Below are 8,524 nucleotides of genomic sequence, written 5' to 3' on the forward strand. Positions count from 1 at the left end.
TTTAACTGGTGCTGGTCGGGCTTCTCGGTGGGCACCGTCTGCCCGAACAGCCGGGGGCCCTCGCCCAGGACCAAGTCGCTGGGTTCGATTAACACTTGCACCACGCCGTGTCCCGCGGCCAACGGCTTGCCGATCTCTGCCGTCACGATACGGGCGAGGCGGTCCTTGTTGGCTTCGACGAGCCGGCCGATCTTTCCGATGGCGGATCCGCGTACCGGCGCCGGCGTGTCCGCCCAGGACCGCTGAGCCGCCTTCGCGGCCTTGGCGGCCTCGACGAACGTCGAGGCGTCCCCGAGCGAGACCTCGGTGACCAGCTCGGCGGTGCGGCCGGGATTGGTGCGCTGAAGAGTCCCGCCGGGAGCGCCGGCGACCAGGTGGCCGGCAACGATCGAGGCGACGGAACGGGCCATGACTTTGCTCCTTGTCGGCTTGTACGGGATCAGTGCAGACCGGCCAGGACCCGGTCGAGGGCCCGCAGGGCGATTCCGAGCTCCTCCTGGGTGATGGAAAGGGCGGGGCGGAAACGCACCGTACGTTCACCGCAGGGCAGTGCGATGACCTGCTCCTCGGTGCGCAACCGTCGTACCACCTCGTCACGGACGCCGTCGTCGGGCAGATCGATGGCGCACATCAGTCCGCGTCCGCGCGAGTTGGAGGTCACCGGTGCGTGTCGGTCTTCGAGATCATGCAGTTCGGCGAGGAACCACGATCCCACGGCAGCAGCATTGGCCACCAGGTCGTCCCTTTCGACGATCTCCAGGATGCGGCGTGCCCGGACCATGTCCACCAGGCCGCCTCCCCAGGTGGAGTTGATCCGCCCGGAGACCCGGAAGACGTTGTCGGGTACCTGGTCGACCCGGCGACCGGCCATGATGCCGCCGAGTTGGACCTTCTTGGCGAAGGCGACGATATCGGGTTCGAGGCCCAGTTGCTGGTAGGCCCAGGTGGTGCCGGTGATCCCCACCCCGGTCTGCACCTCATCGAGTACGAACAGCGCGTCGTGCTCCTGACAGAGCGCCTGCACCGCCTGCAGGAATTCCGGGCGCATGTGGTTGTCGCCACCCTCGCCCTGGATCGGCTCGGCGATGAAGCAGGCGATGTCGTGCGGGTTGTCCTCGAACGCTCGCCGCGCCTGCTCGAAGGCCCGCCGCTCGGCCTCCTCGACCTCGGCAAGGTGCTGCTCGAGCGGGAACCGCACAGCGGGTACGTCGATGCGCGGCCAGTCGAACTTGGGGAAACGGGCGGTCTTGTTGGGCTCGGTGTTGGTCAGCGAGAGGGTGTAGCCGCTGCGGCCGTGGAACGCCCGCCGGAGGTGGAGCACCTTGGTGCCGAGCGCGGGTGAGCGGCCTGCGGCCTCGTTGCGGCGGCTCTTCCAGTCGAACGCCGTCTTGAGCGCGTTTTCCACGGCGAGCGCCCCGCCCTCGACGAAGAACAGTCTCGGCAGGGCCGGATCACCCAGCACCCGGGCGAACGTCTCGACGAACTCGGCGTAGTGCGTGGTGTAGATGTCGGGGTTGGCGGGTTTGTTCACGGCGACCTGTGCAAGCAGGGCCATGAACTCCGGATCGTCCGCCATTCCTCGCGCGTTGAGCCCCAGCGGAGCGGACGCGAAGAACGAGTAGAGGTCGAGGAACTTCTCACCGGTGCGCGCGTCCACGATCCACGAGCCCTGACTGGCGAGCAGGTCGAGCACAAGCTTGAAACCGTCGGTCAGCACGTAGTGGCCGAGCCTCTCGTGCACCTCATCCGGGTGGACCGTCGACACAGCAGCAACCGTCATGGAGGCACCTACTCTCGATAGCCGTTCTACCGAAGAACTTTCGCTGAACACGAGAAGCAGCAGGACTATTTTAGGTGTCCTGCAACAGTAGCCACAAGGTTTCGTTCATTGGTAGATGTTCGACGAAACGTGCCGATCCGGTCCCGGCGGCGACTCGAGCGCCTTCGGAACCTGGCCCCCTCGACGAGCGCGGGGTCACAGACCGCATCACCTGTCGCGTCCCCGATCCAAGGAAGACAGCCCCGAGGTCCTGGACTTCGCCGCGGTCACCTTCGCCACTGGTGGTGACAACATCGCCGACTGTGCTCCGGTGTTCGCGACCGCTCGCATCGGCGGCATGAACCCAGCGATGCCGGCCGAGTCGCCCGCTGACATCCGTACCCCTGATGGGCGATCCGCGGTGTGATGCCTCGGCCACGCGACCAGCGCCGCAGTTGGCCGGAGTCGTAGCCCTTGTCGCCGTGAAGCCTGCCCGGTCGGCGACGCCGTCGGCCGCGGCGGGAGCGGACGGGCGGTATGCCGCAGCCCAGCGGAACGAGTGCCTGGCTGTCGTGCGGGGTGGCCGCGGGAATACCCGGGACGCGTAGCGTCGGGGCCACGAGTACCGATCTGCCGACCCTGTGCGGACGGCGGGGCGTCGGCCCGCTCAGGAGCGGGAGACGTTGCGGTGCTGGCTGCGACGGCGACGGTCTTCCAGAAATCCGAGTCGTGGAGCCCACCATTTCCCGGACTCGATGGGGCGGGAAACCGTGAACCGGAAGCCCTGCGGACCTGCGACCGCAGTAATGATGTCCGCCGTATTCGCCCACGGAAATATCCAGGAGACGGAGACGGAGACGGAGACGGAGCAGGCCGTCGGCAGTGCTGCTGTCGTTCAGTTCGACCGTGCATTCATGCTCGGCGTGCGAGCACAGCGTGGCTCGGTGCAGTACCGCGTCACTGGTGCTGCGGGCGCCATTCGAAGATCAGGATGGTCGCGTCGTCCCGCAGCTGGTTGTGCTGCTGGTCGAGGATGGCGTGGATGAGCAGCCGCAGCACCTCGGCCGGGCGCTGGCCGGCCGCGGAGGAGCGGATGATGAAGTCGGTGAACCGGTCGAGACCGAACTCCACTCCGTCCGCGTCGCGTGCCTCCACGACGCCGTCGGTGTAGAGCAGGACGTGGTCGCCCGGTTCCAGTGTCGTCTCCTGGACCTGCCGGGATGCCGGGGCGAGTTCGCCGGCCAGGCCGAGCGGGGGCTGCGGGGGGCTGTCCAGCGCCCCGGCGAGCACCCGCTCGGCACGGATCAGCAACGGCGGAGGGTGACCGCAGTTGACCCAGCGCAGCACCCCGGTGACCGCATCGAGCCGGCACAGCACGCCGGTGCAGAAGTGGTCGGGCAGCCACCGGGCGAGCGCCTGGTCGACGGAGCCGACGACCTCGGCCAGGTCGCCACCGCCGCGACGGGTGTTGCGCGCCGCCGCCATGGCGACCGACGCGGTCAGGCCGGAGGTCAGATCGTGGCCCATGGAGTCGAGGATCATGGTGTGCAGCACGTTCTTGACCACCGAGTGGTCGAAGGCGTCGCCGCCGATGTCGTACGCCGGTTCCACGACCGCGGTCGAGACGCACCTTCTGCTGCCGATGGTGCGGGGTGGCAGGAAGGCCCGCAGCATCTCGGCGGGCAACTGCATGGTCCGGGTGCGGGTGCGGGCGGCGAGCCAGTCGCTGTAGGCGCGCTTGGACGTGATCAGCATGGCGAACAGATGAGCCAGCATCCTGCTGCGGCGCATCCGCACCCCGTCGAGCGAGGCGGTCCGCACCGCCAGCACGCCCAGCCGCTCCGCACCGTCGACCAGTGGCATCCAGACGATCACGCCGTCGTCGGCGTCGGCCACCCGTGGAGCGACGGTGCGGTACGCCCAGCCGGCCGACGAGCTGGACACCGGCAGCGGCTCCATGGCCTCGTCGAGTGGAATGAGCAGCCGTTGTTGCAGGTCGGCGAGGTAGATCAGCACGGTGTCCAGGCCGAGGGCGGAGGCGCACCGGTTCGCCAGGGCGGGCAGTTCGACCGGAAGGGCCGTCTGGGCCTCGATGATCAGCTCTTCCAGCCGATTCTCGTCGATGGCGGCGTCCGGACCGGCGGACGCGTGCGGTGGGTCCGGCACGGGGATCACCCCTTCCGTGCCCAGTCTCACACCGATCCCGACCCCCCTCACGTCAGGCACAGCACGCCGGGTGCGGCCGCGGCGAGGACTGTTCCGCCCAACCGAAGAGCGTGCCGGTCAATGTTCCCCACGGTAGTCCTCACCTGCCCCGACGGCGCCGGCTGGCAGCCCTGGAATCGCGTCAGTCCACAGGTGCCCCGGGCAGCCTGACGGCGGCGGTGGCCCGTCCTTCCCCGGCAAGTCCAGCCTCCTGGCGCGCGCACCACAGGAGCTGCGACGAGGCGGCCGAGCCGCACCGCCGCACAATCGGCATTGTCTTCCAGGAGTCCCACCAGGGCACGGCGGCGTTCAACGCGGAATCACCCAGCCGGGTGTCCAGGTCCCGGCCGCGTCGTGGCCGGTCGCCGCAGTGGCGAGGTGGGTACGGAGGGTGGCCAGCGCCGGGTGGGGGTTGTCGCGGTGCCAGAGGAGCGAGTGCGGGTAGACGGGCGTCGGGTCGGTCACCGGGATGCGGCGCAGCCCGTGGTCAGCGGGCCAGACGAGGCGGGTGTGCTCGCCCATGAAGGTGGCCAGGGCGGGGGTGTCGGCGACGGTATCGAGGAGTGCGTCGGAGCCGAAGTTGGGGCCGGTCGCCTCGATGGTGAGGCCGAACTCGGCGACGAGGTCGTCGTAGTAGGCGGCCCACTCGGTACCCGGGACGATGCCGGGCATCCAGATCCGGTGCCCGGCGAGCTGAGCGAGGGCCACCGACCGGGCGCCCGCCAGCGCGTGGGCGGGGCCCGTGAGGAGCTGGAGCGCCTCGTCGAGCACCCGGACGGACTCGATGTCCTCGGGAAGGGGCCGGCCGGGCGCGGCGACGGCGCGGAAGGACGCGTCGATCGCACCGGACCGGATGGCGGCGACGGCCGTCTCGATGTCGAGCAGCATCACCACGTCGAGCTCGACCTCGGGGTGCGCGCGGTGAAAGCCGCGCATCAGGCCCGACGCCGCGCCGCGCGAGGCGATCACATCGACGCGCAGCGGACGACTGCCGGTACGCACGGACGCGACCGCACGCTCGGCGACGCGCAGCAGCTCGCGTGCGTGGGGCAGGAACGCCTGACCGTCGATGGTGAGCTCGGCGCCGCGCGCGCTGCGGACGAACAGCCGCACGCCGAGGTTGCGCTCCAGCGCGGCGATGCGCTTGGACACGGCCTGCTGGGTGACCGCCAGCTCGGCGGCGGCTTCCTGGAACTGCCCCGCATCGGCCGCGGCGACGAAGGTCCGGACGGTCTCGAGGTCCATGCCGATACTTTATGGGCACAACTGTTGGTTGTGACTGATGGGCTTCACGGTTGTTGATCACTGGGTATGGTGCTCGATTTGATGCTTTTGATCGCGGGTCGGTTGTGCGGGGTGGGTGGCGAGGGGCGGGGGGCATGCTCCTCGGGTGCAAGGGCACCAGAAGGCGGCGACGGGGGTGACGGTGGTGACCGGATTCTCCGGTAGGTCGCCGGTCCGGTCTACCGTCTTCGCCTCTCCAGGCTTGCGTCGACTCTGTAGAACCTCAATTCAACGCTAAGTCTCCCAATTATTGGGCTAGCCAGTGCGGGCCTTCCGATTGGTTGGCTTCTTCACGGACTGGAATCGCGATTATTCAACGGACGGGAGTGAAAGTGATCTCGTGCGGGATCCAGGACGACGTGATCCGGATGCGAATGAAGCAGTTCGAGAACGGTTGCTTGCAATCTGGATCCCTCTAATCCGTAAGGATCTCTTGTGGCGGTCGGCGCGTTCGCTGTAACGCTCAACCCTGCCTGGGGTACAACGGCCATCGCCGGTGGCGTCCACAAGACCAGCAGTGAGAGTGCAGTGGCGCTGCACGGTCCGACTGGCCCCACGCCGTCGGGCGATGGACACGGGGGCAACGACAACCATCACAACGGCAACGGCCAGCAGGGCATCCCCGGCCCGCCCGGACCCACCGGCCCTTCCGGCCCGCCCGGCCCCACCGGTCCCACCGGTCCCACCGGTCCTCCCACAACGATCAGGCACTACGTTGTGACCGCCACGGCCGGTCCCACCGGCCTGTCAGCGACCGCAGCCTGCAACGTCGGTGATGCCGCTGTCGGCGGCGGCGGGTCGGTCACGAACGGCGTTCTGAGGGACACCCACCCGGTGGGGGGGGATCTGTCGTGACTGCTCCCATCATGTGGCAGGCCGAAGCAGACCCGAACTTCACCTACGGTTCCGTGAGCACCACGGCCTGGGTGGTCTGTGAGCACGTGGCCCAGTAAGCCGCTTGTAGCGAACGTTCGCAAACCATCACCGCAGGGAAAGGCGCACCGGCCGCAGCAAGCTGGTTCGGGAAGAAGAGGCCACGTGTGCAAGTCGCATCCCGGGCGCTGGGCAGACCGAGACAGTTCGGCTCCCGGGACTCATCTCCCACCCTCCTGCGCTCCCGAGGTGTCTGACGAGACGCCGCCCGCGCCTCACTCCGACCATGGCCGGCTCTCCCGAGCACCCCGACCGCCACGGGAAGTAGGTGGACCGCACGGGGTGCGTCCAGTCCGAGGCCGCCGCCGCACCCCGCGGCGCTGCCTGATGACCTGCCGGCTCAAGTACGACCAGGTGGCCGAGGCGATCCGCAACGCCCTCCCGCCCCGCCGTCCGGCCGCCCGGCCGTCAGTGAACAGCGGCCATCTCGCTCATCGTCCCCTCCTCCCAGGAGGGGGCCTCCCGGAGGTCGCGGAGGCCCGCACCATGGGTTCTGGCATCGTCGCCGACGTGTGGGTGAGTGGAGACTGGGTCAATTGACGCAGTCGGGCACGGGGGCCGGGCTCCCCTTGCAGTTGGTGGGCTTGTTGGCCGTGATGGAGGAGTGAATGACGCTGAAGGTCCCGCTTGTGTCGTTGTAGACACCACCGGGAGCGAGTGTGGAGACGTTCTCACGGACCCTGCTGTGGTCCAGGGTGACATTGCCGCTGGCCTTGTAGATGCCTCCGGCTTTTGACTTGGTCCCGTTGGCACGGTTGTTGGACACGGTGCTGCTGCGGAGCGTGAGCTTGGTCTCGCTGAAGATGCCACTTCCGATACCGGACGAGAGGTTCTCGGTGACGTCCGTGTGGTCGAGCGTCAGCGAACCCGTTTGCGGGCTGGCCCCGTTGTAGAGGGCTCCGCCGCCACTCTTCGAAGTTGTGGTGTTGTGGGTGACGTGGCCGCGGTCGACCTCCACTGTGGCTCTCTCGGTTTCGAGGGCCGCACCGGTGGGAGCCATGTTTTCTTCGAGAGTCGTGTCATCGAACAGCAACGTTCCCGAGCCCGATTCGATGTCGACGCCACCTCCGAATCCCGTCGCGGAGTTCTCGTAGAAATCGGAGCCGCGGGTCACCTGAAGCGTACAACCGGCGCAAAACAGTCCTCCGCCCGCGAAATCGGCGGTGTTGTAGCCGACGAAGGTGTTCTGGATGGTCGCCTTGCCCTGGACGGCCACTCCCCCACCGTCATTTGCCATGTTGTCGATCAGCGAGCTGTCCTGGAGCTCCAGACTGCCCCCCGACTGAACCAGGATGCCGCCGCCGTCGCCGGAGGCGTTCCCCTGCTGAATGGTCAGATCGTCGGCGTGGAGGTCACCACCGGCGGCGATGTCGAAGATCCGGAACTGGTTGCCGAATGCCGGGTCGCGGCTGATGGTCGAATCGCGGCCGTGGATGGTGATCCGCTTTTTGATGGGCGGCAGCCCGTCATCGCCTCCCTGGTAGGGGGTGGTGAGAGAGTAGGTGCAGTTTCTCGCGAGTTGGAAGGTGTCTCCCGTTTGGGCGTTTTTGAGCTTGCTGATCAGGTCGGATGTACTGCACGTCACTTGAATGTCGCGCTGGGCGGCGGCGGTGGGCGAAGTGGCCAGGCCGGCGGTCATCGCGGTGACGGCGGCGATGGTGCAGCACATACTGATGCGTCTCATTGACGTCTCCTTGTCGATTTCCCTGCCCTTCGGCTTCCGTCCGCGCGCCTCACTCCGACGCCGTAGAAAACGTGACCGGGGTGGCAGTTCCCTGTTCGGAACACGGCGAGCCGTTCGCGATCCCCGCAGGCTGCTGCCGCGGCGGCTTCGTCCCGTGGCGGTGGGCAGTCAGCCGCGCGTGTCGAGCCGGTAGCGGCGTCTCCCGTCCGAGCGGTACGGGACTCGCTCGGCGCAGGGAGTGCCGGCGGGGGCCAGGCCGACCGTGCCGGAGGAGGAACCCGGCGTTGTCCGGGTAACACCGACTGGAGAATCCCTCACTACGAGACGTCGCGGTACACGCATGCGAGTCCTATCTCCTCCGGTGCCGGCAGGCACCGAGTACGCGGGTATCACCATTGAGCGTGAACAGGTCGGTATCGAGCGAGCGAATCCCTGTCGCGCCCACGGTGCAGTTGATTCCCGTCGAAGTCATATGATGATGAGATTGGATGGGCATTCCCCCCGAATGGCGGAACAGAACAACTCCGGTAGACGAGCAGCGTGCATCCGGAGGAGGATGCAACTGAGCTCTTTCCAACCTGGCGGGTTGGACGGGCAGTTGGGCTGACAGACAGGTGAAGCCCCTGGTAGATGGGTTTTCGACCAAGAAATCCGTCTCC

General features: G+C 67.6%; 5 protein-coding genes. All 5 read right to left on the minus strand.

All coding sequences use genetic code 11. The features are described 5' to 3' along the window. Positions 1-410 (minus strand): aldehyde dehydrogenase family protein (locus tag ACFW2E_RS34530; protein ID WP_384472185.1); only part of this gene is annotated, 410 nt, incomplete at its 3' end. Positions 411-439: 29 nt separating this feature from the next. Then, positions 440-1,780 carry an L-lysine 6-transaminase gene (gene lat, locus ACFW2E_RS34535; RefSeq protein WP_384472188.1) on the minus strand — a complete coding sequence of 447 codons (1,341 nt, stop codon included), beginning with the start codon at positions 1,778-1,780 and terminating at the stop codon, positions 440-442. Positions 1,781-2,716: 936 nt separating this feature from the next. Continuing rightward, a complete protein-coding gene (locus tag ACFW2E_RS34540; RefSeq protein ID WP_384472191.1) occupies positions 2,717-3,925 on the minus strand; it encodes a PP2C family protein-serine/threonine phosphatase in 1,209 nt (402 codons plus the stop codon). Between the two features lie 348 nt (positions 3,926-4,273). After that, positions 4,274-5,209, minus strand: coding sequence for a LysR family transcriptional regulator (locus tag ACFW2E_RS34545; RefSeq protein WP_384472193.1), 936 nt, complete (start codon positions 5,207-5,209; stop codon positions 4,274-4,276). 1,504 nt (positions 5,210-6,713) lie between these two features. Beyond that, complete coding sequence (locus ACFW2E_RS34550) at positions 6,714-7,865, minus strand: right-handed parallel beta-helix repeat-containing protein (protein WP_384472196.1); 1,152 nt, start codon at positions 7,863-7,865, stop codon at positions 6,714-6,716. Positions 7,866-8,524 lie beyond the last annotated feature (659 nt).

This window comes from Streptomyces sp. NPDC058964 (assembly GCF_042741275.1).
Taxonomy (GTDB): domain Bacteria; phylum Actinomycetota; class Actinomycetes; order Streptomycetales; family Streptomycetaceae; genus Streptomyces.